Here is a 25,401-nt window from a genome sequence, read left to right on the forward strand (position 1 = left end):
TTATTAAAAAACTTATAATCTCCTTAACAAAATTACCTTAAAATTTTATTTTATAAAAAACATCTTCTTTGTTTCTGTAAAATCACTACATTGAATTCTATAGAAATATATTCCACTACTAAGATTACTTGCATCAAACGTTACTTCATAATTTCCGGGCGATTTAGTTTCGTTTACTAATGTTTCAATCTCTTTTCCTAAAACATCATAAACAATTAGTTTCACGTTTCTCGTTTCACTTTTTTCGTTTATCGGAATAGAATATTTTATTTTTGTACTTGGATTAAATGGATTGGGATAGTTTTGGTAAAGGGCATATTCTTCCGGAATTTTATTTATATCTGCAATATCAGTTAAATTTAATTTATAATCTAAATTTATTGAAGAAAGCTGATTTGTATAAATTGTGAAAAATAAAGAATCAACTTCACTTCGCATTCCTTCCAAATCGAATCCATTTTCATTCTTATTCAAATATGAAAGTAAATTAGCGTTATTAATTTCAGTTAATCCTAACAAATTTTTGATATTAGCTAAGGGAATTTTTATTGCAGCTTCAAATTTATCTTTTAAGTAATAATAATCAGATAAATCATGCACTCCGGAAGTATCTCTAATAACTTGAATATACATAGAAAGTAATTCAATTATTTCATCTGTTGTGGGGTTATCTCCAATTCCGGTTTCGCAAAATAGATTTAAATTTAGGTTTAGCGTTATATTTTCTTTAAGACTTCCAACGGGGAAAATAATTTCTAAGCCAGTTAAAAAGTTATAAAAGTTTTGGAAAACACTTAACTCGGATGGAAGTGTATATTCCGGAAATTCTATTTTATTACCTTCATAAATATTACCACTAAATATTTCAATAGGATCATCTGAATTTTCACAATTGGGAAGTGAAACATGGTAATTAATCTTATTGACAGCATTAACAGCATTTCCACTATTCCTAATATCTTTATTAGCTTTTGGCCATGGGCTATCAGCTAATCCTTTACTATTTGTGCTAATTGCATATAAGATTCCATCTGTACATCCAAAATAAATAGTACCATCATTTTGAATTGTTGGCGAACTAGCAATTGGTTCATTAGTTAAAAACTTCCACTTCAATGTACCATCCGGATTTAGAGCATAAAAATTCTTATCATTTGATCCAAAATAAATTGTACCATCTTCACCAATAAGCGGAATAGAATTGATTTCTCCTTTGGTTGAGAATTTCCATTTTTCTGTACCTTCTGGTGTAATTGCATAAAGAAAATATCCTATAGCATATTCTGCATTACCGACTCCAAAATAAACTGTCCCATCATTTCCTATAGAAGGAGCAGTTTTTATATAAGTTATAGAATTGAATTCCCATTTTTTTGTTCCATTGGGATTAATTGCAAATAAAATATCTGCTGAACCAATATAAATATTGCCAAAAAAGTCAATTGCAGCTGATGGGTTTCCCCATACATTTTGTTTCGTATTTTGCGTCCATTTTAAATTTCCATCATATAAAAAGGCTAATAAACCCCCGTAAGTCGAATTGGAAATAACTAATCCATCTATACCAATAACAGGTGAAGAATTCAGACCGCCATTTGTAAAATTTTCCCATTTCTTTGTTCCATCTGGATTTACTGCTACTATTTGGCCGGAATTACTTAAAAATATTGTACCATCATTTCCAACGGAAAGAAAGTTATTAAAGTTATCAGAATTACTTATTTTCAATTCCCATTTTTTTAATCCTTGCGGACTTATTGAATAAAGATTATTATCACGGTCATTTATGTAAATTGTGCCATCATTCGCTATAGCTGGAGATGAATAAATTTTTCCATTTGTTACAAATGTCCAATTTAGAGTACCATTTGGATTAATAGAATAAAAATTATTATTCGAATTACCAAAGTATATATTCCCATCATTTCCAATAGCAGGAGAAGAATAAATTGAGCCATTTGTTGAGTAAACCCACTTTACACCATTATTAACATTAACAGCATTATAAGAGCTATTTCCTTGAGAATCCGTAACTTTGAGAGAAAAAGAATAAATTCCTTTATCTTCCGGTAAGTTAACTTCTATTTGAGGAGAAGTTGGATTACTAATAAGAATTTCACCATTTGAAGGATTTTTATTAAACTCCAAAAGTAACTTAGATTTTCACCATTCGGATCATATGAATTTGTTCCGTCTAAAACTGCTTTCCCCGTTAATGTTGATATTTCATTTTCTGCAACTAAAGCATGCGGATAATTTTTGTTAAAATAGCTGGCTTGATTTTTATATGTTTTACTAAATTTTGGCCAAGGACTTTCTGCCAAACTATTACTGCCGGAAAAAATTGAAAATAATTTTCCTTGCAAATTTCCAGCAATAATATTTCCATTTTTATCCATTGCTAATATTGAAGAAAATGTTGAATCTAAATAATTGAGTTGATAAGGATTAGATGTTGTATATCGTTTCACCCAGTTTACACTACCATCGGGATTAAAGGCAAAAAGGCGTGAGTAATAACCATTAACATAAATAGTTCCATCGTTTCCAACAATTGGTGATAATGACTTATTATTTGATAATCCATCATCATATGTTTTATATCTCCAATTTATCACTCCACTTTTTGTTACTGAAAATAAAAAAGCTTGATCACCATCTTCTGCTCCGTAACTATATCTATGAATATATAAATCATTTTCGCTTCCAATAACTATTTGAGCATTTTCTACATCTATTGTATTGGTAAGTTTTAATTTCCACTTTTGAGATCCGTCAGGATAAAAAGCATGTAAATAATTATTTAGTGAGTATATATAAATAGTTCCATCTTCATCTATAACCAGAGGGAAAGGAAATTCAGAACCCAATTTCCACTTTAATGTTCCATCAAAATTAATTGAATATAAATTATTATCATTTGAAACTTGATAGATTGTTCCATCATGTCCTATAATCGGTGGATGCAGAATTGATCCATTTGTTTGAAATTTCCAATTAAGTGTTCCATCTGAATTAATTGCATAAATATTTTTATCATAAGAACCTATATAAATAGTTCCATTATGACTAATTGCGGGAGTTGCAGTAATTTTATCATCGGTAGTAAATTCCCATTTTTTTGTACCATCAGAATTTACTGCATAAAGTTTCTTATCATTTGATCCAAAATAAATAGTTCCGTCATTACCTAAAACCGGAGAAGAATAAATCATATCCCCAGTAACGAATTCCCATTTTTTTGTACCATCAGCATTTACTGCATAAAGTTTGGAATCTATAGAAGTTACATAAATAGTTCCATCATCTCCAATTGCTGGGCATGAATAAATAATTCCGCCTAAATCAAGTTCCCAATTTATATTTCCGGGTGTTTGAGATAAAATGGAATTACTTAATAAAGCTAAAAACAACAATATTGTAATATTGATTTTGGTTCTCATATATTCTCCAAATAATAAATCTAAAATTATATTATATTAACTAAATAAAACTTTAATAAATTAGCAAATTTTAATATTTCTATTTTAACAAAATCATTTTCTTGATTTCTACAAATTTTCCAGCTTGTATTTTATAAAGATATATTCCGCTAGAGAGATTACTTGCATCAAACGTTACTTCATAATTTCCGGCTGATTTAGTTTCGTTTACTAATGTTTCAATCTCTTTTCCTAAAACATCATAAACAATTAGTTTCACTTTTGACGTTTCTCCTTTCACGCTTGAAGGAATAGAATATTTAATTGTAGTAGTTGGATTAAACGGATTAGGGTAGTTTTGAAATAGTTCATAATGATCAATTATTGGCATTACATCGGTTTCATAAAAACCAAATTGATTATCATTGTTAATTTCTACTTTGGAAAGCATATTAGTCGTAGCAGATTGAAAGACGTTAATAGTTTTAGTAATCCCACTACCGGAGAAAATAAGCTGACCTATTCTGTCTTTACCGGTATTGTTAGCTAAGTAACGTACAGTAATAGTCCCGTTACCGGTAAGAGATTTAGGAGATTTACTAATCCATCCACCAACAGAACCGGTATTATCTTTAACGGTCCAAGTAATATTAGAATTAACATTAACAGTAGTAGAACCGGCATCTCTTCCTAAGGATAAAGACTCGGGAACATTTATATAATTACCAGTTTCACCGCCCGAAGAAGGTTTACCATTTTGAGTAATGGAAATAGTTTTAGAAATACCACCGCCTGAAACAGAAATAACAGCATTTCTTGAAGTATTGTTAGTATTTTCAGAGAAATTAGCAGTTAAAGTTCCATTGTTATTTCCGGAAGATGGAGAAATAGTTAACCAGATAGAATTACTTTCTGCTTTCCAACTTATATTCGATGTAACACTAAAACTTGTACTGCCGCTATTAGCAGAAACAGTTTGGCTGTAAGTATTTATGGAAAGTGAATTATTATTATTTGGAACAGAAGAAGTTGTAGCAGATTGAAAGACGTTAATAGTTTTAGTAATCCCACTACCGGAGAAAATAAGCTGACCTATTCTGTCTTTACCGGTATTGTTAGCTAAGTAACGTACAGTAATAGTCCCGTTACCGGCAAGAGATTTAGGAGATTTACTAATCCATCCACCAACAGAACCGGTATTATCTTTAACGGTCCAAGTAATATTAGAATTAACATTAACAGTAGTAGAACCGGCATCTCTTCCTAAGGATAAAGACTCGGGAACATTTATATAATTACCAGTTTCACCGCCCGAAGAAGGTTTACCATTTTGAGTAATGGAAATAGTTTTAGAAATACCACCGCCTGAAACAGTAATAACAGCATTTCTTGGAGAAGAGTTAGTGTTTTCAGAAAAACTAGCGGTAATAGTTCCATTATTATTTCCAGAAGAAGGAGAAACTGTTAACCAACTGGAATTGCTTTCTGCTTTCCAACTTATATTCGATGTAACACTAAAACTTGTACTGCCGCTATTAGCATCAAAAACATCTAAATTTTTACTAAGTTCAATTACAGGGAGATTTATATTCTCTTTACTCATTTTCATTCCGCAAATTTTAATTGTTCCGGAACTAAAATTTGTACTTCTGATGGTAATATTTATTAAAGAAATATTTTCAGGAATAATTAAAGATTTGGTACCATTAGTTGAAATACTTAGCGTATGTTTTGTCCATGTAGAACTTTCAGCAGGGAATTTGAAAATATAGTTGTTAGAACCAACTTGAAAGTCAACCTCAATAAAATTTCCGGGGGCTCCTTTCGTCCACAATTCAAATGAATTCTGTCCTTTTTCAAGACCGGCGAGATCAATAATTTTAGCTATTGTACCTTTCTTATTTATTGCCAAAGACATATTTTCATTTTGTGATATTCCATCCGTCTTATCTAAATAAGAATCTGTCAATTTTTCAAAACCATCCGGAAGATTGTTTTGATCTTTGTCAATATTTAAATTAGGAAATATATTTTCATATGGATTGGGAATTTGATTATATAGAATATCTGCCCATTGTGAATATGTTTTTATAGGGATATCATTTTCTATACACCATTGAATTAATTTTTCAGTTCGTTCTAGAAAACCACTCCAACCACCAAGCAATTCCCTAAAGTGGCTGTGCCCGATAACTACGTGATGTTTAGCAATTCTGTTTGCTATAATATTTTTACATTCATCTAATGATTTTGTATCTTCATGAAAATCTCCGAAATTCATTCCATATTCTTTATCATTATTTGGATCATATTCGTTAAATACTTTTAAACTTGGATTTGAAAACACACCAGCGGATTTATAACCTAAAGAAGTTTGACACCCTTCCTTTATTTCTTCTCGATACACATGTGGAAAATAACCACCTGGTTGTATCCAAGTATATGGACGAATTAAATTGTAATGTTCTGCCAATCTTAATGATTCTTGCATTAGAGCATTTAATGCTTGTGGGGTTAAATGAACGTCGTTTATGTCAAGATTATAAAATTTTATATTTTTAATAACACCTAAACTCTCATCATTTCTCCAAAATCCTCTTACTTGAACTTTGTAATTATCAATCCAGCCGGTATTTTCGTCAATAAAAACTAATTTATCTAATGTTGGAAAATAGAGATAACAATCTGTTTTGTTAAAATCTTTGAACTGACCTAAGCTACTATAAATATAATTACCATTTATATCAACATAGCCGGTTCGTACACAATTTACTTTTGCATAGCCTTCAGTTATTTTTGTATGAGCTAATTCAATTTTGTTCCCTTTAATATTTGCTACACCAGAATGATCCCTATAAAAATCAGCACCTAAAATAGTGTAAAAATAATTCGTTCTGTGAAATGGAGTATGGTCCATCATTTCATGACCATTTGACTGGATAGATTTTAATTTATTTATATATTCTGACGTAATTTCCTGCATTGCAAAATTTAGTGCAAATGTAAATTCTTTGTCGTATTTATCAAAAACTTCTGCGTATTCTAAATACATATTTATCGGCTGATTATCATCTGTTCTGAAGCATATGCCTCCTTTCTTTGAAATATATTGACTTCTTGTATCTGTTGATAGAGAAATAAAAATTATAACAAGAAAGCTTACAAGAAAATTATTCATCTCCTTTCATTCCTAATTTATTTAATTAAATTACATTTAATTTTATTTATTAGTTTAATGATCTGAATATAAATTATAAAAAATAGTGATACTTTAAATGTAAAGAAAAAACAGAACACCATTATTCATTTTAATTATTATTGCATTTTTGAAATGCAAATCTGCCGTAAAACTCTAACAAATTATATCAAACATTGTTATATTATTAAATACTAAAAATTTCGATAAATTTTAATAAAAATAATAAAAACTTAAACAAAAAATGTGATTTGGATCACATATGATTTAAATCTACATAGGTAAAAAATAATTGTTTTTAATATAATTTAATAAATATAAATATTTAATCAATTAACTAATACATTAATATCTTAATTGTTTTTACTATAGTCCAATTTTGATGGAGTTTGAAGATTTTTAAAATTATAATATTTTAAATTTTGTTTTGCAGTAGTAGATATTTCTGTTCATTTTATTAGGAAATAATTTTCCAACTAATGATTTTAAAACTTTCTGTTGAAACACAACTGGAAACTTGCTTTTGAATGTTTTATTTAAACACGAATAATTTTTATAACTAAAAAATTGATTCATAAGTCTGAAAATAAAAGTATTATTACAAAACTTATTTCTTTAATATTTCATTTTATTAATATTATTTAACATTTATGTCGGATTTACGAAAAAAAATACGATCAGGAATTTTTTATAGCGGACTTGCAAGATATAGCGATATTGTGGTTAGTATTATAATTGGCGCATTACTAGCAAGATTATTAACACCTAAAGAATTTGGAATTGTTACTATAATAACTGTTATTTCAAGTTTCTTTACTTTATTGAGTAGATTTGGTATAAGTACAGCCATTGTTCAAAATAAAGATCTTACAGAAGAAGACTTATCATCAATTTTTACATTTACAATTATAATAGGATTCTTTTTTTCGTTCCTATTCTACATTGCATCACCTTTCATTGCATCTTTTTACGAACATCCGGTTTTGGAAGGATTATCAAAACTAATGTCAATTTCAATTTTGTTTAATTCTTTGCAAATAGTACCTAATGCAATAATATTAAAAAATCTTAAGTTTAAAGAAATGGGTATCACAAGTGTGGTCATTCATCTTTTAACAGGGATAGTTGCTGTTGTGCTTGCTTATTTGGATTTTGGATATTACGCACTAATAATAAACGGAATTCTAAATGGAATATTACTTTTTATCTCCTACTTTTATCTAGGTCCTGTTACTATTACTTTAAAAATCAAATATAATGCATTAAGAAAAATTGCAAAATTTTCTACTTATCAATTTCTTTTTACATTCATCAATTACTTTGCTGGAAATTTAGATAATTTGTTAATCGGTAAATTTTTCAATGCAGCTACTTTAGGAAATTATGATAAAGCTTATAAACTAATGTTAATGCCGGTACAAAATCTTACTCAGGTTATTACACCTGTACTTCACCCTGTGTTATCAAATCATCAAGATGATTATAAACTAATATATGATGCATACTATAAAATTGTTAAGCTACTTGCCATAATTGGATTTCCACTTTCAATTTTTTTATTTTTTAACGCCTCTGAAATTATTTTTATTTTGTACGGTCCGCAGTGGGGTGAAAGTATATCTGTTTTTAAGATCTTAGCTTTAGCAGTGGGAATTCAAATTGTTCTTTCGAGTACTGGTTCTATTTTTCAAGCAACTAATAGAACCGATTTGTTATTTTACTCTGGATTGATTAGTACAATATTTGTTGTTCTGGGAATTTTATACGGGATTTTTATTGGTAAAGATTTAATTTCAATTGGTTACGGCATACTAATAGCTTTCTCTTTAAATACTTTTCAAGCTTTTTATTTACTTATAAAATATGCCTTAAAGAACTCCTTTAGAAGTTTTGTAAAATTATTTTATTACCCAATTTTAATGAGTCTTGTTTTATTAATTTCGTTAAATATTTTTTAATTATTGATTATCGATAACTTGCTTATTTCAATAATCTTGAAAACAATGGTTAGCTTAATAACATTATATGCAACCGTTTCACTATCAAAAGAAAATTATAAATTTATCCTTCAAAATTTTAGAAAAATAATAAAATGATCTAAGTCGAATTCCTAAGCTTTAAGAAGTTTCTTAGTCATTTAGATTAAATTAAATATTAAGAAATAGTAAATCAATATTTAATTTAATCTTGAAGTGATAGACTTTTTAATTATAACTTACTATTTAGTACATTTAATACTGCTACTTATTTTTCGCGAGAATATATTAACTAAATAGATATGGAAAGAATACAGATCATTTATTTTTTAAATTTAAATAATAATCTTATATTTTCTTTAAATAAAAATTATTTACAATTTTCAATCAACTAAGGTAAGTTGCTTCTTTTTAAAATATTTTTATTTATAAAAAAATAATCTAAAACGTTAACAATTCCATTCATATCAAGATCGCCTTGAGAATATCCAGTTGATAGAATATAGTTGTAAATAATTCCAAAGTCTAAATTGTTTATGATACCGTTTGCGTCGCTATCACCAGAATACATACCAAATATACTATTACCTAAATTGACCATTGAATTGTTTCCGAAGGCTCTGTCTAATGAAACAGAAAAATCATAACCAATTGGGTTATTTGTTGAAATACTAACTTTTTCTTTACTCATGACAGAAAGGTGATTTCTATGTTTAACTACTATATAATAATCATCAGTTTCAATATTGTTAAAAGAAAATTTAGTGCCATCGGAGTTTAGAACTATGCCCTCTTTATTTAATATAGCCGGTTTTCTATATTTTGTATTATTTTCAGAATCACGTAATTCAATCAACAGCCAATCAACGTAATAATTTTGATTTGTAATAGTTGAGACGTTATCATCAAGCAACCATGGACTAATGTTATAAGGTTGTTTTGGGGGAATGTAAGATGCATTATTTAATAAAGTTTTCATAGTATTGTTGGTGTAACAAGCCTCTAAGTAAATTTTTAATTCTGATGTAGAATTTTGCGTATTATTTTGTTTTAATAAAATTCCAAATGCACCAATGTCATTTGTTAATCTCAAATTTCCTAATAAATCATTGGCATAACTTCTACCAGTTGGGTCGTTTCCTAAATTATTAAAGGAATAACCGGTATTATTAGAATTACCATTTTCTGCGATAAAAACGTTTGGAATATAAGAACCGTTTTTCCCAATATTGGAAGCAAAATAAGTTGACGATGTAGAAATCCAGTTTGGATCAGTATTATATTTCTCATTTGCTATTATAACTGTGGCATCCAAAGTTCCATTGTCGTTTGCGGCATTGTATTCAAATGCACTTGCATATTTATCGCCACTATTTACAACAACTAAACCACTGTTAATACTACTATTCCCAATAACAGTACTGGAATTATTTATATAAATATTATTTCTTAGAATTAAACCTTCTTCTCTATATCTCCCTAAATAATATGCACCACTAAGAGAATAATCAAAAATATTATTAATAACAGTGAAAGGACTACTGGAAGTCGCTTCGGTCATTACTAAAGCTCTATCTTTTGTAATATAACTTAACCAACCGCAATTCAAAACAGTATTGTTTATAAAATATGCCCCTAAATCACTTCTATAAGTAGTGTTATAATTAAATGAACGCCCAATAAGTTGATTGGAACAATTCTCAAATAAATTATTATGTATATAGTAGTTTCCATAACCCAAACCACTTAGTACGTTGTCCGGTGATTCTTGAGGTGCATCCCCAAAATGAGGAGCAAAGCCATTATAATCACTTAAATTATTAGCAACTGAATATTGGTAAACAGCCTGTCCAGTCCCATTATTAGTAGATAGAGTTGTATATGTCCCAGCCAATACCCCAGACTTAGTTTGCTGACCATAAGTGTAATTAGCTTCTCCTCGTCTTACCAAATCGTGTATGTAATTATATCTAAAAACTAATCCAACACCACCAGTTTTCGTATCTCCCGTTGAACCGTAATTATCCCAAAGTTTACCAACAGAACCATGCTTTACACCACCTCTATAAATTCTTTCGTCAAGGTTATTATGAATTTCGTTATACTCAATCAACATTTTGGAATTTCCAACTGGCATAGCCGTATATTCAAAATTATAAATATTATTGTGATGAATATGAAAAGTATAATTTGTATTCCAAGTATCTCCGGCAGTAAAGTCTCGCCTTTCTCCCCCAATGCCATAACCGCCATAATCCATTTCGCCATCTAAAAAATAGAAATTATACATTTCGTTATATGCGATTTCTGTTTCATAAGGATAAGTTATATATATGCCAATTCCCATATCTCTGATAGTATTTCTTAAATATGAATGACCAATTCCATAATTATAATACGAATGATTTATTCCAACAGTTCTCTTATCGTGTGCGTTCTGACCGCCAATTATTTCACAATCGGTAATAGTTAAATAATTTGCTCTTACTCTTATTATATCAGAAGCATTGGCATAGCCATATATTTTTAGGTTATTTATCACTACATTTGGGTTTTCAATATTAGTTGTGTGTGAACTTGAAAGCGAACTTAAACTATCACCGATAATTGCTTTTATTCCATTTCCATAAGTGGAGTATGTAACTCCAACTTTACACTCTAATGTTGCGTCGGAAAATTGTTGCCCGCCTTTAAAGTTTACAATATCACCAGATTTTAAATTTGCTTTGTTTACTTCAGAAATTGTTGAAAAATTGCCGCTGCCATCTTTTGCAACATAATATATATTTTGAGAAAACAAAGAAATATTCAAAAACAATAAATATGAAATGATTAAAAATTTATGCATGACTTACCTATAAGTTATTATCTAATAATCGTAGAATTAGAACAATAATTAAATTTGGCAATAACTGTGCCCTTATAAATATTTAAAATATATTTTCGATTGACTTATAAAACACGTCAAATTACTATATTTTTTTTCGATTATTTCAGTTGATTAAATTACGAACGCATCAGAATGAAATTTAGCTAATTTTGATACACAAAATGGTTAAGAAATCATTAAATTTTTTTTTTGCACAATTATTGATTTGTTAAAGAAACTGATTATGAGAAAGATGAAAAAAATTTTAAATAAAGTGTTAACTGGCAATATTTTAAAGAATTTATATTACTATTTCTTTTTATTTCTACGAAAAACTAAAATTTTGCTTCACAATAAATTAGAAAAAAGAATAGAACCCGAGAATAATGTTATTGATGAAGAATTCAAGTCATACTTATGGCAGCATTTGAAGAAAGGTTTAATTGAAGAAAATAATAATATCTTTTTTAATACAAATGTAACAAATCAAAACACACCGATGCTGCTAAGTCAGGCAAGAATTATTTTAATTCTATGTAATAACAGTGAAGCAAAAATAGATAGTTTTGAAGTTAAAGAATTAGTTAGGAAAATGACTAATTACTTAATCTCAATGAGAAGTGAAAATAGTCTTTTTACTTTTAATCAAGTTTCATGGGATCATCAAGACGAAGGAATCGCATCAACATGGGCAGCTTTAGCTTTAATTAAAGCTTACGAATTAACAAATGAAAAAAAATATCTTGAAACAGCTGTTGAAACTTTTGATGCAATGCTTAAATTTTTGTATAGAAAAGAAACAAGCTTAGTTCATACAAAAGCTGATAATTTTTGGTGTTTAAATGCTGCTTCGACATTTGCATTTGCATGCTCATTATTACTCAAGCATCATTATAACAAACATATTGCTGAAGCAATGAATGATTCAATCGATTTGTGCATTAATAAAATTGCGGAAGACGGACATTATCCATATAACTTTTTAAGGCAAGGCACATACCTTTTATTATATCATCCAATAGTAATTTTGACATTAGATTTTTGCAAAAAGTCCGAATATTTGAAGACAGAAATTAGAGAAAAATTACAAATAACTAATTCAAAAGCTACAGATTTTCTTAAAGGTCATATTAGATTTAACAAAAATAGAATTTTTGAACCGGAAATTATCCACTATTCGCAATACATAATTTCTAATATTACAAGTCTACTATCGTTAAAAGGAAAAATGGAAAAAGAGTTAGAAAATTCGCTATTACAGAATTTATATAGATATTTGAAAAATAATACTCTTTATTTGTGCATGGATAAAAACAATAAACTTTATGATAGTGATCTATACAGTGTAAAAGATGTTCTTACAATCGAGGTTTTATATTGGTATGATATTTACACAAAAGGTGACTAATATTGAAATTTCAAGACTAAATCCATCCTAAATTGATATTTAATACTCAATCAATATCAAAATGATACGATAGTAAAGATAATTTTATACAATAGTTATGTTTATTTTCAAAATAATACATAGTTTTCGTATTATTTTGAAACGGCATAAATATTGCCAACATTAATACTTATTAAATATTATTGATTAAACACTTTTCTGTGACTTAGTTGGCGAAGCTATATAAAAACATACAAACAAAATAAATTATGCTATTTAATTCAATACAATTTCTGATATTTTTTCCATTAGTAGTAATGCTGTATTTTATGATACCACATAAATACAGATGGATATTATTATTATCGGCGAGTTATTATTTCTACATGTGCTGGAAACCGGAGTATGCAATACTTTTAGTAATTTCCACAATAATAGATTATTATGCCGGTATAATGATGGAGAAATCAGAGACAAAGAAAAAGAGACGGAAATTCTTAATACTAAGTTTGCTTTCCAATTTAGGTTTATTATTTACATTTAAGTACTACAATTTTTTTAGCACATCCTTTGTTGATGTTCTCAATTATTATAACATTTTTTTAGATTCCCCAACATTTAAGCTTCTTTTGCCTGTTGGTATTTCGTTTTATACTTTTCAGACGATGAGCTATTCAATAGATGTTTATAGAGGAGAAATAAAAGCACAACATCACTTTGGATATTTTGCTTTGTATGTAACATTTTTTCCGCAGTTAGTTGCCGGACCAATAGAAAGATCAACCAACTTAATGCCTCAGTTTTTTGAAAAACATGACTTCGATACAAAAAGAGCGAGTGACGGCTTAAAATTAATGATGTGGGGATTTTTTAAGAAAGTTGTAATTGCAGATAGACTGGCTATACTTGTAAATCAGGTTTACAATAATGCGGAAAGTTATGAAGGATTTCCACTTTTATTGGCAACATACTTTTTTGCATTTCAGATATACTGCGATTTTTCGGGGTATACGGATATTGCAATAGGCGCAGCGCAGGTAATGGGTTTTAAGCTGATGGATAATTTTAACAGACCATACTTTTCTAAAAGTATATCAGAATTTTGGAAAAGATGGCACATATCATTATCAACATGGTTTAGGGATTATGTTTACATTCCGTTAGGCGGCAATAGAGCAAGCAAATGGAAATGGTACTTTAATTTATTCTTCACATTTTTGATCAGCGGATTATGGCACGGAGCAAACTGGACGTTTGTAATATGGGGAGCAATACATGGGTTTTATTTGATATTTGCCACATGGACAAAAGATATTGTAAACAAAATTTATAAGTTTTTAAGATTAGAAAAAGGTACACGATTAAGAAAATATGTTGATGTTGCAATAACATTTCATTTGGTATTATTTGCATGGGTATTTTTTAGAGCAAATTCATTTAACGATGCAATTTACATTCTTTCTAATATTTTTCCACTTAACATAAAAGATTTTGTATCTCTGTTAAATTCAACGGGTGCCGTTGAAAATGCTCTTGGTTTAACGAAAAGAGGAATCGTATTAGCTCTTCTATCAATAGGTTTTATGGAATTCGTTCATCTTTTCCAGCGCCATAGAAAAATGAGATCATTCCTTTCGGATAAACCTATAGTTCTTAGATACGCAATTTATTATGCAATTTTAATTGCAATAATTTCTTTCGGCGAATTCAGCATGCAGGAATTTATTTACTTTCAATTTTAATTTTAACTTCAATGAATAAAAATTTAATGTTACCGTTTATTAAAAAATCAATTGTATTTATTGCCGGATTCCTTGTTGTAATTTTTGTTTTACAAACAATAATTAATTTTGCGGTTAAATCAATAAACGTAGGGGAGTATGGTGTTTTTAATAAAATAAATGAAGGTAAAATTAATGCCGATATTTTAATAAGCGGTTCCTCGAGGGCATTAAAGGCAATAAATCCCAAGGTAATTGAAAAAGAGCTTGGCTTAACATGCTATAATATTGCTTCCGATGGTTCTGATCTTGGTGTTCAATTACCAAAATTAAAGTGGTATCTTGAAAACAATAAAACTCCTAAAATCTTAATCCAAGATATTGCTCAATTTGGAGGGGATATTTCAAATACTATTTATGAACCTTTTAAATATTTGCCATATCTTTCAAATGATTCTTTGTTCAAAGGTTTAGAGAGAATCGATCCAGATATTTGGTATAATAAATATCTTTTTCCGGTAAACTTAATTTATTACAATTTTGATTTTTACGCCAAATTAGGAATAGAACTTATTCAGTCGTTTAGAGACCAAGAAAAATATATTAATGGTTTTTTACCCGATAATTCAAAATGGTCAAGCAATTTTGAGCAGTATAAAAAAGAACACCCAGACGGCATAAATTGCTCCGCTCCGCAGGATTATAAAGCATATATTTCCGAATTAATTAAATACTGCAGACAAAATAAAATCATTTTAGTTTTTATTGTTTTACCAAACTATTATAGATTAAAAGAAGTAACTCATAATCTTAAAGATATTGGTGTGTACTATAATTCTTTAAGTGAGCCTTTTGTTTATTACTATGACTATTCAAACTCAGATATTTCAAAAAATGAAAAGTATCTTTATAATTTTACGCATTTGAATTTAGATGGAGCAAATTATTTTACCAAATTATTAACCGTAGAATTAAAAAATATAAAATACTAAAATGAAAATTATATTAATTACCGGTGCAGCTGGATTTGTTGGATATCATTTATCAAATGAACTTTGTAAGCGTGGTTATAATGTTTTTGGTTTAGATAACTTAAATAATTATTACAATGTAAATCTAAAGATTGCAAGATTAGAAAGATTACAAAGTTACAAAAATTTTGAATTCGAAAAGATAGATTTGGTTGAAAAAGAAAAAATATTTGAATTATTTAAAAAAGAAAAATTTGATTATGTAATTAATTTAGCAGCACAGGCGGGAGTCAGGTATTCAATCGAAAACCCATTTGTATATATTGAAAGCAATATTGTTGGGTTTATTAATATTTTGGAAGCATGCAGAAAGTTTTCGATTAAACATTTAATTTACGCATCTTCAAGTTCTGTTTACGGGGCAAATTTTAAACAGCCATTTTCAGAAAACGATAACGTTGATCATCCGGTTTCTTTATACGCAGCAACAAAAAAGAGTAACGAACTGATGGCACACACTTATTCTAGTTTGTATAATATTCCAACTACGGGCTTAAGATTCTTTACGGTATATGGTCCTTACGGCAGACCAGATATGGCGTATTTTTCGTTTACAAAGGATATAATTGAGGGTAGAACAATAAAGGTATTTAATGATGGAAACCTTGAAAGAGACTTTACTTATATAGATGATATTGTTGAAGGAATAGTTAAACTTTTAGATAAAGCCCCAGTTAAAAATGATGCTTGGGACAGAATGAAAGCAGAACCTTCAACTAGTTTTGCTCCATATAGAGTTCTTAATTTAGGTAATAATAAACCAGTAAAATTAATACACTTTATCAATGTGCTCGAAAGAGAAACTGGCATAGAAGCCAAAAAAGAATATTTACCTATGCAGCCCGGGGATGTTCACTCAACTTTTGCCGATATTTCTTTTTTAAATGATTACATAGAATTTAAACCAACTACGAGTATTGAAGATGGTTTGAAAAAATTTGTGGAATGGTATAAAGAATATTATAAATAAAGATATTATAGGAATTCAAAATTTAAAAAAATATTAAATCTTGAAATAACATAAAAAATTAAGATATGAGTGAGAGAAAAAAAAAAATTTTATACTATTTGATGCAAGGAGGTTCAGCAGGAGGTTCTGATACTTGTTTATATTTGTTAATAAAATTTTTAGACAAAACAAAATATGAACCAATTTTGCTATATAAGGAAAGAAGTAAATTTGTTGATGAACTTGAAAAGCTAAATGTAACTTTGATTCCGGTACCAATTAAAGAAAGAAAAAAAAATAGTAAACAAACAAATGCTACAAATACAAAACAAATTACCTTCGCAAATAATCCAAGTAATTTAAGGATTATCTTAAGTAGTATAAAGCATTTAGTTAAAAGAGTTCCGGATATTATAAATCTGATTAAAGTAATTAAGGATTATAACATAGATATAGTTCATGCTAACCACTATCTTACTGGTGATAGGTCTGTTTTGGTGGCTTCATTGTTAACTAAAGTAAAAACAATTAGTCATAATAGAGGACTTTACCCGCCCGATCCAATTGATAGAATAATTGCTAAAAAATTAGATTGCATTATCAATATGTCTGATTTTTCTAAAAGTGTATATACGAAAAATGGAGTTTCCGAAGAAAAATGTATAACAATTTATGACGGGATTGACACAGAAGAATTTAAACCTAATGCAAATGAAAGTGATGAAATAATTGTTGGGTGCTTTGGAAGATTGGAAAAATGGAAAGGTCAACAAACTTTAATTAACGCAGCAGAATTAATAGTTAAATCTTGCATAAATATAAAGTTTATTATCGTTGGTAACGGGCCTGACGAACAAGATTTAAAAACTAGTGTAAAAAGAAAAAAATTAGAAGATTATTTTGAATTTACTGGACATATAACTAATGTTGTTGAATATATGAATAAATGTACAATAATTGTTCATACTTCCATTGAGCCCGAACCATTTGGTATGGTAATAACGGAAGCAATGGCACTTGAAAAACCTGTTATTGCAACAAAAATTGGCGGACCTATAGAGATAATTAATGATCAAGAAGATGGCTTTTTGGTTACTCCGCAAAATCCTATAGAACTAGCTAATGTTGTAATTAATTTGTCAAAAGAAAATTATTTAAGACATTCAATTGGTTTAAAGGCACGTAAAAAAGTTTTAGAAAAATTTGATGTAAAAAATTATGCAAGAAAAATTGCAGAAATTTATGAAGAAATAACTTATTAAATGACAAAAATTAAGAATGAAATAAATATTCTTTACTTTGATTTGCACATTCCTTTAATACTGCAAAACAGATCAGAACCTTTTGGTGGTGTTGCTGTTGAGTGGCTTAGTTGGATGAAAGCCTTTTCGAAAATAGGATGCCGTTGTACCTTATTGACATATATTGGTACCAAAAGCACAAATAATTATAATTATTTTGAAATATTAGAGGGTATTGATAAAAATAAAAAATTCATATTTCAAATCTTTAAAATATACAAGTTATTAAAACATAATAAACCTTCATACATCGTTCAAGAGGGCGCTAATCGATATACTGGAATATTTGCTTTTCTTGCAAAATTATTAAATTTACCTTTTATTCATAGAATAGCAAGTGACATGGACGTTGATGACAGAATATTGAAGCATTTTTCTAAATTATACTTATTATTCTATCGTTTTGGAATTAGAAATGCTACTCATATTTCTTGCCAAAATCAATACCAGTTTGAAACACTCAAAAAGAAATTTAATAGTAAAAGTATATCAATATTGTATAATCCATTTGAAATAAAAGAACCTTTAACATCTAATTTCTCGAAAGAATATATTGCTTGGGTTGGAAATTTTAGATATGAAAAAAATCTTCCTGCTCTGGCATTCATTGCAAAAAGCCTTCCTTCAATAAAATTTAAAATTGCTGGTTGTAAATTCGAAATTACGGATGAAGATACAGAGGTTGGGCTTCGTGAATTGGAAAATCTAAAAAATGTTGAATTTGTAGGTCACATTATTAACAGTGAGATAACTCAATTTTTAAAAAAAGCATTTTGCCTTTTAAATACTTCAAGATTAGAAGGTTTTTCAAATACTTTTTTAGAATCATGGTCTGTTGGAGTTCCGGTTATTACAACAAAGAATGTAAATCCCGATAATATAATCTCGGAATATAAATTAGGTATTGTTGCTGAAGAATATGGATATATACCTAATATTTTAAAAGATTTCTTAAAGCTTAAAAAATATTTAGATTTTGAAGATAATTGTTACAATTATATAAAATATAAGCATAATCCAGAAATATTAGCTAAACAGTTTCTAAATGATATGATAAATTGTAAAATAAAGTAATTATGGAAATATTAATTTATACTGTTGCAGTTCTGGTTGTTGCAGTTGTTTTATTTTTACTAGTTGAACAACCATATTTTTTAATTGCCCCTCTAACATTTGCTACTTTTTATGTTTTCAATATAGAAATACCATTTCCAATAGATTCTAGAGGGTTACTTGTATTATTAATCTTTTTGAGACTATATATATTTGATAAAGAAAACATGGTATTGGTTAATGACCATTTGTTTAGAAATAAAATTTTTTTGATGATTATATTTTTTCTAATATTTGAACTAATTGTTCCTATTTCCGAAGGAGAAAAATTTATTTCATACTTAAAAGAAATTCTACTAATTATTGTTAGTGTAATTATTGGATTTCTTGGAATGCAAAATAATATTGGAAAGAAGTCATTTCTAATTGGTTTATTTTTCGCAGGAATTCTGAGCTCGATAGACTTAATATTTACTTTTTTTACAACTGGTGAACTTAATATAATAAGAGTTATTGATTTGTTAATGGGTAATAAGGTAATAGGTAATCACAATTATCCTGGTTTACTTTCAGGTGTGGCATTTTTATTTGCATATATTTGTTTAAGTAGGAATATTTTCAATAAATTTTTAATGTTTGCAGTTATGGTATTTTTGTTTATTGGAATGTTATTCTCTACTTCAAGAAGTACTTTAGGTGGAGTAATTTTTGTTTTTTTTATGATTAATTTTTTTGAAAGAGACTTTAGAGTAAAAATAAAAAGAATCTATCTCTCAATTTTTATTTTATTATTACTGTATGTTGGGGGGCTGTTTTATTTTCAATTTACTGGAATCCCCAATAACAGATTTACATTTCAAGGCGTATTTTACTATAGATTATATTCAGAACCTTTGCAATATTTTGGGAAAAGTCAGCTGAGTTTTAATCCATATACTGGAGAATTGATTGAAGGAAGTATGAATTTCAGATCGGAAAAATGGAAAAAAGATTTGTTAAAATTTTTTAAAAATGATCCCGCTCATCAGTTTTTTGGTTTAGGACCTGGTGGATATTTAGAAATCTCTGAAAAAGTTTACAATAAATGGAATAATGTTAAGGGGCAATATGCAGCTCATAATGGGTATATATTTATTTTGATCGAGCGAGGTTTTCTTGGATTATTTTTATTTTTAGCAATTATAATAACTTTATCATTTTACTTATTGAAAAAATCATTTTATAGCGAAGTTCAATTTCCCTTTGTCTATTTATTTATTGCAATAGTATTTTACTCAATTGGTCAAAATTCTGAATTAACAAGTAGATTTGTTTTTATGCTTATTGGCGGACTAATATACAGTGCATATTTTGAAAGGAATGAATAATGGTTATAAAATGTTTTTTTTATTTTCGGAATAAATAATTCATGTAATTCAAAAAAATTTAAAAGAAAACGAACGGTATTTTAAATAATTTATGCATTTAATTTGGCTTACTCCGGAATTTCCAAGTAGTAAAGACAATACAAAAGGGATTTATATATATAGAACAGTTAAAGAATTGGCAAAATTCTATAAAATTACTGTTATCGCATTATATCCTGCTGCTCCGCCAATATTGGAAATTTTTAAATATAAAAAAGATTGGAAAAATTTAATTAAGGATTGGAAAACAAATTATACTGCAAATAATTCAATTCAAATTTTAAATTGCGATATTATTTATTTAAGATATTATAGATTACCAAGAAAATTATTCCACGATGTTGAAGGGTGGTTTGCATATTGGCAAATACGAAAAAAGCTAAAAAATATAGTAACAAAAGATTCTATTATTCACGCAAACTGGATTTTTCCAGCTGGAACATTGGGAAAAATAATTTCAAAAAAATATAAAGTGCCATTTTTAATATCACTTTTAGGAAGTGATGTTAATAGACTTGTTGTAGGCACAAAGTTTTGGAAATCCGCGCAAAAGTTATTTAATGACTCAAATAATATAACCGCAGTAACAAATGATTTATTTGAGAAATGCGAAAAAAAGAATATTCATATTGAGGAGAGTAAAAAATATTTAATAGATAATATCTATGAATCAGACAAATTCTATATCAAAGACCGAATTGAAACAAGAAAAATGCTTGGTATTGATGATAATTCTAAAATTATATTTTATGCGGGTAATTTAATACCTCTTAAAAATGTTGATATTTTAATAAATGCCTATTCGTTAATAGAAAATAAATACTCTGATACATTATTATTTATTGCTGGTGCGGGTGGTGAAGAAGGCTCTCTAAAAAGACTTTCATCAACTTTAAATCTCAATAATAAGATCTTCTTTCTTGGTCCATTACTCGGTGATGATCTGGTAAATTATTACAATGCTGCAGACTTATTAAGTTTACAGAGTAAAAGTGAAGGTTTACCGAATGTAATAGTTGAATCATTTTTATGTGGAACACCGGTTGTGGCAACTGATGTAGGCGGAATATCAAAAATTGTTAAAGAAGGATCGAATGGTTTTCTTGTAAAACCAAATTCTATTGAAGATCTTGCTCAAAAAATTGAACAATGTTTAGCTAATGCATGGAATAGAAATGAAATTCGTAATAGTATTTCTGATTTATTTCCTCAAAAAGTAATTGAAAAATATCATCAATTATATAACAAACTAGTTTAATTTTTATTGAATTTAACCAAATTATGATTTTTCTGCTAAAACAATTATTACGTTCTAAAAATAAGTAGAAATGGATTTATTTTTAAAGCGTAATGTTGTTCAATAATTATCAGTGCAGGTGCTTTGTATTAAAGAATTCTAATAATCAACTTTACCGAATACAAATTAAAGGACAATTAAATAATGTTGGAAAGAAAGGAAAAAAAGATAGTTTTTATAACATGGGCTGAATATGGTTCACGTATGGAAAGTATTTCAATTGTATTAAATGCCGAACCGATTTTTATTGCAAATGTACGTAAAGAAAAAAAAATATGGGTTTCAGCATTTTTATATTTTTCCTATGCATACAGAAATATAAAAATTCTAAGTGACAGAAAACCAGATATAATAATAATAACAAACACTGTTTGGCCAATTGCTTTGGTAAACTTCCTTTATGCAAAAATTACAAAAACAAAACTAGTTTTAGATTCTCATTCATGTGCCTTTGACTATGTATTCTACAAATACCCATTATTTCTATCTTTAATCTTTGCAAAATATTCTGATTTGTCATTTGTAACAAATCAGAATCACCTTAAACTAGTACAAAGCAAAGGTGGTAAAGCGGTAATATTAAGTGATATTCCATTTGAAAGTAAATTCGAGTCTGTTAAAAAAAGAGATTTAGGAAATAAATTTAACATTTGTTATATATGCTCTTTTTCATACGATGAACCATATTTTGAACTAATTGAAGCAGCTAAAAATTTACCAGATGTCCAAATATTTATTACTGGAAATTATCCAATTGCAAATATTACTCCCGAAAAATATGAACATGTTAAATTTACAGGTTATATAAATAATTACGAATATAGAACTCTTCTAAAAAGTGTTGATGCAATAATATCATTAACAAGAAATGAAGATACGATGCAAAGAGCTGGTAGCGAATCAATATCTGTTGGAAAACCTTTAATACTTTCAGATACTAAAATGTTAAAAAACTATTTTACTCAGGGTACAGTCTTTGTTAAGAATACACCAGAAGAGATTGCAAATGGAATCACTGAACTTAGAAATGAATTTGAAAAGTATTCTTTCGAGATAATTAAATTTCAGAAAGAACGAAGTGAAAAATTTGATAATAAATTAAATGAAATAAAAGAAATATTGGAGTTAAAATGAACATAAGTATTTTTGGCTTAGGCTATGTTGGTTGTATTGGTTTAGGTTGTTTATCAGATCTTGGGCACAAACTTATAGGTGTTGATGTTGATCAAACCAAAGTTGATTTAATAAATAGTGGAAAAGCTACAATAGTTGAAAAAGATATTGATGATTTGATTTTAAGGAATTTTGGTAATAATAAAATTAGTGCTACAACAAATAATGTTGAAGCTGTAAAAGATTCTGAAGTTGCGATTATATGTGTTGGAACACCGAATAATGAAAATGGCAAGTTAAATATGAATTATATATATCATGTCGCCGAAGAAATTGCGAATGCTTTAAAACAAAAGGAAAAATTTTTTACTATTGCAATAAGAAGTACAGTAATGCCTGGTACTAATAAAGAAATTATTAAAATAATTGAAGAAAAAAGTGGTAAAAAAAATAACGAAGATTTTGCAGTTGTTTCTAATCCAGAATTTTTGCGTGAAGGTTCTGCAGTTAATGATTTCTTTAATCCTCCTTATACAGTTTTAGCTTCAGAATCCCAAAAGGGAATAAATGTAATGAAAGAAGTTTACTCTAAAATTAATGCTGAAATTATGGTAGTTGATATTGGAAGTGCAGAATTAATCAAACTTGTCAATAATACATTTCATGCATTAAAAATAGTTTTTGCAAATGAAATAGGTAGAATATCAAAATCACTTGGTGTTGATAGTTTTAAATTGATGGATTTATTTGTTAAAGATAAACAACTTAATATTTCACATAGATATTTTTTACCAGGATTTGCATATGGAGGTTCTTGTCTTCCTAAAGATCTAAAAGCACTAAATACTATTGCCCATGATAATTATGTACAATTACCTACTATTGCTTCAATTGAAGTTAGCAATAAAATTCACATAGAATATGCATTAAGCATAATTTTAAATAAGAATAAAAATAAAATTGGATTTTATGGTTTAGCTTTTAAAGCAGGTACGGATGATTTAAGATTTAGTCCTGCTTTGGAATTAGTTGAGAGACTTTTAGGAAAAGGATTTAATGTTAAAATTTATGATAAAAATGTTAACCTTTCCAAGTTAATGGGTAAAAACCGTGATTACTTATTTAATAAATTACCACATATAAATGTACTTTTAAAAGAAAACCTTGATGATTTTCTAAATAATATAGATATACTTGTAATTGTAAACAAAGAAAAAGGTGTTGAAGAAATTTTGCATAGAAAATTGGATAATGTTGAAATTGTTGATTTAATTAGAGTTTTTAAAGATAATGAAACGTCTCTTGGCTATGACGGTATTTGTTGGTAAACTTGGTATTCTTCATTAAAATTTCGGTGATTTGTATTTAATGAGAATATATTTAATATACTAATTCTATAAATTATCCTTTTCATAAATTTATTTGTTATTTTTATTATTTAAATACATATAAAAACAAATAATTCTAAGAATTATGTTTATTATTTTATAATGAAATATAAAAGTATTTGTATTGTATCAAAATTCTTGTATGAAAATGATACAAGACTTCAGCAACAAATTTCTATTCTTAGTCAAAACAACTTTTCTGTTGAAGTTATTTGTCAGCTTGAGGAAAAGAGAAATATTAGTATTAAGAAAAATGTTAGAGTTTATGGAGTTTCTACACCGGGTGCAAAAGATACAATTCTTGAATATATCGGAAATACTTTAAGATTCGCATTACCGGCATTTTATTATCTTCAAAAACTTAATTTCTCAAAAAAGTTTGATATTATTATTGTTCACACTCTACCGGAATTATTAGTTTTTATTACAATTTTTCAAAAAATGTTCGGTACAAAAGTTATTTTAGATATTAGAGATACTTCTGTTGAACTTTTCGATTCCAAATGGAGTCATGAAAATAGAAAACTATTACGAAAATTAGTTGTTTTTTTTGCTAATCTTTCGTGCTCTATTGCTGATAAAATTCTTGTTGCCAGTCCCGGATTTAAGGAAAAATTATTAGAAAGAAATATACCTGAAGAAAAAATAACAGTAGTATTTAACTCGGCAGATACAAATATTTTTAGATTTGATTCGCAAAGGAAATATCAAAAAATTGAAAAAGATTTAAAAATAATATATCATGGATCAATTGCTGAAAGATTTGGAATTGATATAGCAGTTGAATCTATGAAATATATTACTGAAAAAATACCATATGCAATTTTAAACATTTACGGCTTTTATGATAAAGCTTTTAAAATTAGAATTGAAGAAATAATAGGTAAACTTAAATTAGAAAATAATGTTTTTTTGAATGATAGAGAAAGTTTAGAAAACATTTATTTAAAGATTAAAGAATCTGATATTGGGATAGTACCATATAAAGATGATTTTTTTATGCAGTTAGCTTTTTCTACAAAATTATTTGAATATGTAGCATCTGGAATTCCGGTTGTAACATCAAGATTAAAACCGGCAGAATCAGTCTTTAATGATGAAAGTTTGTTTTTTGTTGCTGCGAGAAATTCCCGAGAGCTTGCTGATATGGTTATTTATATTTCTCAACATCCGGAATTACGTGAAAAACAAGTTAAAAATGCTTATGAAGATTATGCTAAAATTTCTTCCGAAATAATGAATAAAAGATTTTTGGATGTTCTTAATGGAATTTCCAACTAGTTAATTCATTT

16 protein-coding genes are annotated in these 25,401 nt (G+C 27.9%); 12 read left to right on the plus strand and 4 right to left on the minus strand.

The window, feature by feature from the left end; all coding sequences use genetic code 11:
- Window positions 1–45 precede the first annotated feature (45 nt).
- The 3 genes from IPH62_08205 to IPH62_08215 all read right to left on the minus strand — a co-directional run bounded on the left by IPH62_08205 (window position 46) and on the right by IPH62_08215 (window position 6,600).
- Window positions 46–2,148 (minus strand): PQQ-binding-like beta-propeller repeat protein, encoded by a 2,103-nt coding sequence (locus tag IPH62_08205; GenBank protein MBK7105251.1) that lies wholly within the window; start codon window positions 2,146–2,148, stop codon window positions 46–48.
- Entirely contained in the window at window positions 2,082–3,443 is a 1,362-nt protein-coding gene (locus IPH62_08210) for a PQQ-like beta-propeller repeat protein (protein MBK7105252.1), read from the minus strand. The genes IPH62_08205 and IPH62_08210 overlap by 67 nt, the downstream gene beginning before the upstream one ends.
- 79 nt (window positions 3,444–3,522) lie before the next feature.
- The gene (locus IPH62_08215; protein MBK7105253.1) at window positions 3,523–6,600 is read right to left on the minus strand and encodes a T9SS type A sorting domain-containing protein; all 3,078 of its coding nucleotides are present in this window, start codon (window positions 6,598–6,600) and stop codon (window positions 3,523–3,525) included.
- Between the two features lie 668 nt (window positions 6,601–7,268).
- Here IPH62_08215 and IPH62_08220 point away from each other — a divergent pair.
- Window positions 7,269–8,576 carry a lipopolysaccharide biosynthesis protein gene (locus tag IPH62_08220; GenBank protein MBK7105254.1) on the plus strand — a complete coding sequence of 436 codons (1,308 nt, stop codon included), beginning with the start codon at window positions 7,269–7,271 and terminating at the stop codon, window positions 8,574–8,576.
- A 409-nt stretch (window positions 8,577–8,985) separates the two neighbouring features.
- Here the strand turns inward: IPH62_08220 and IPH62_08225 are convergent, their stop codons facing one another.
- Window positions 8,986–11,442: a hypothetical protein gene (locus tag IPH62_08225; GenBank protein ID MBK7105255.1), complete on the minus strand. Its 2,457-nt coding sequence runs from the start codon at window positions 11,440–11,442 to the stop codon at window positions 8,986–8,988.
- A gap of 274 nt (window positions 11,443–11,716) precedes the next feature.
- Here IPH62_08225 and IPH62_08230 point away from each other — a divergent pair, with 274 nt between their 5' ends.
- From IPH62_08230 to IPH62_08280, 11 genes are all read left to right on the plus strand, one after another.
- Window positions 11,717–12,871: a hypothetical protein gene (locus IPH62_08230; protein ID MBK7105256.1), complete on the plus strand. Its 1,155-nt coding sequence runs from the start codon at window positions 11,717–11,719 to the stop codon at window positions 12,869–12,871.
- 248 nt (window positions 12,872–13,119) lie between these two features.
- The gene (locus IPH62_08235) at window positions 13,120–14,592 is read left to right on the plus strand and encodes an MBOAT family protein (GenBank protein MBK7105257.1); all 1,473 of its coding nucleotides are present in this window, start codon (window positions 13,120–13,122) and stop codon (window positions 14,590–14,592) included.
- A gap of 11 nt (window positions 14,593–14,603) precedes the next feature.
- A complete protein-coding gene (locus tag IPH62_08240; GenBank protein ID MBK7105258.1) occupies window positions 14,604–15,563 on the plus strand; it encodes a hypothetical protein in 960 nt (319 codons plus the stop codon).
- A gap of 1 nt (window position 15,564) precedes the next feature.
- The gene (locus IPH62_08245) at window positions 15,565–16,572 is read left to right on the plus strand and encodes an NAD-dependent epimerase (protein ID MBK7105259.1); all 1,008 of its coding nucleotides are present in this window, start codon (window positions 15,565–15,567) and stop codon (window positions 16,570–16,572) included.
- A gap of 65 nt (window positions 16,573–16,637) precedes the next feature.
- Window positions 16,638–17,813, plus strand: coding sequence for a glycosyltransferase (locus tag IPH62_08250; protein MBK7105260.1), 1,176 nt, complete (start codon window positions 16,638–16,640; stop codon window positions 17,811–17,813).
- Complete coding sequence (locus IPH62_08255; GenBank protein MBK7105261.1) at window positions 17,814–18,926, plus strand: glycosyltransferase family 4 protein; 1,113 nt, start codon at window positions 17,814–17,816, stop codon at window positions 18,924–18,926.
- Window positions 18,927–18,928: 2 nt separating this feature from the next.
- On the plus strand, window positions 18,929–20,272 hold the full coding sequence (locus IPH62_08260) for an O-antigen ligase family protein (protein MBK7105262.1): 1,344 nt from the start codon (window positions 18,929–18,931) through the stop codon (window positions 20,270–20,272).
- 91 nt (window positions 20,273–20,363) lie between these two features.
- A complete protein-coding gene (locus IPH62_08265) occupies window positions 20,364–21,569 on the plus strand; it encodes a glycosyltransferase (protein ID MBK7105263.1) in 1,206 nt (401 codons plus the stop codon).
- Window positions 21,570–21,752: 183 nt separating this feature from the next.
- Complete coding sequence (locus IPH62_08270) at window positions 21,753–22,742, plus strand: glycosyltransferase (GenBank protein ID MBK7105264.1); 990 nt, start codon at window positions 21,753–21,755, stop codon at window positions 22,740–22,742.
- Window positions 22,739–24,049: a nucleotide sugar dehydrogenase gene (locus tag IPH62_08275; GenBank protein ID MBK7105265.1), complete on the plus strand. Its 1,311-nt coding sequence runs from the start codon at window positions 22,739–22,741 to the stop codon at window positions 24,047–24,049. The genes IPH62_08270 and IPH62_08275 overlap by 4 nt, the downstream gene beginning before the upstream one ends.
- A 162-nt stretch (window positions 24,050–24,211) precedes the next feature.
- Window positions 24,212–25,390, plus strand: coding sequence for a glycosyltransferase family 4 protein (locus IPH62_08280; GenBank protein MBK7105266.1), 1,179 nt, complete (start codon window positions 24,212–24,214; stop codon window positions 25,388–25,390).
- Window positions 25,391–25,401: the final 11 nt, after the last annotated feature.

It is taken from the genome of Ignavibacteriota bacterium, from assembly GCA_016708125.1.
GTDB lineage: Bacteria > Bacteroidota > Ignavibacteria > Ignavibacteriales > Melioribacteraceae.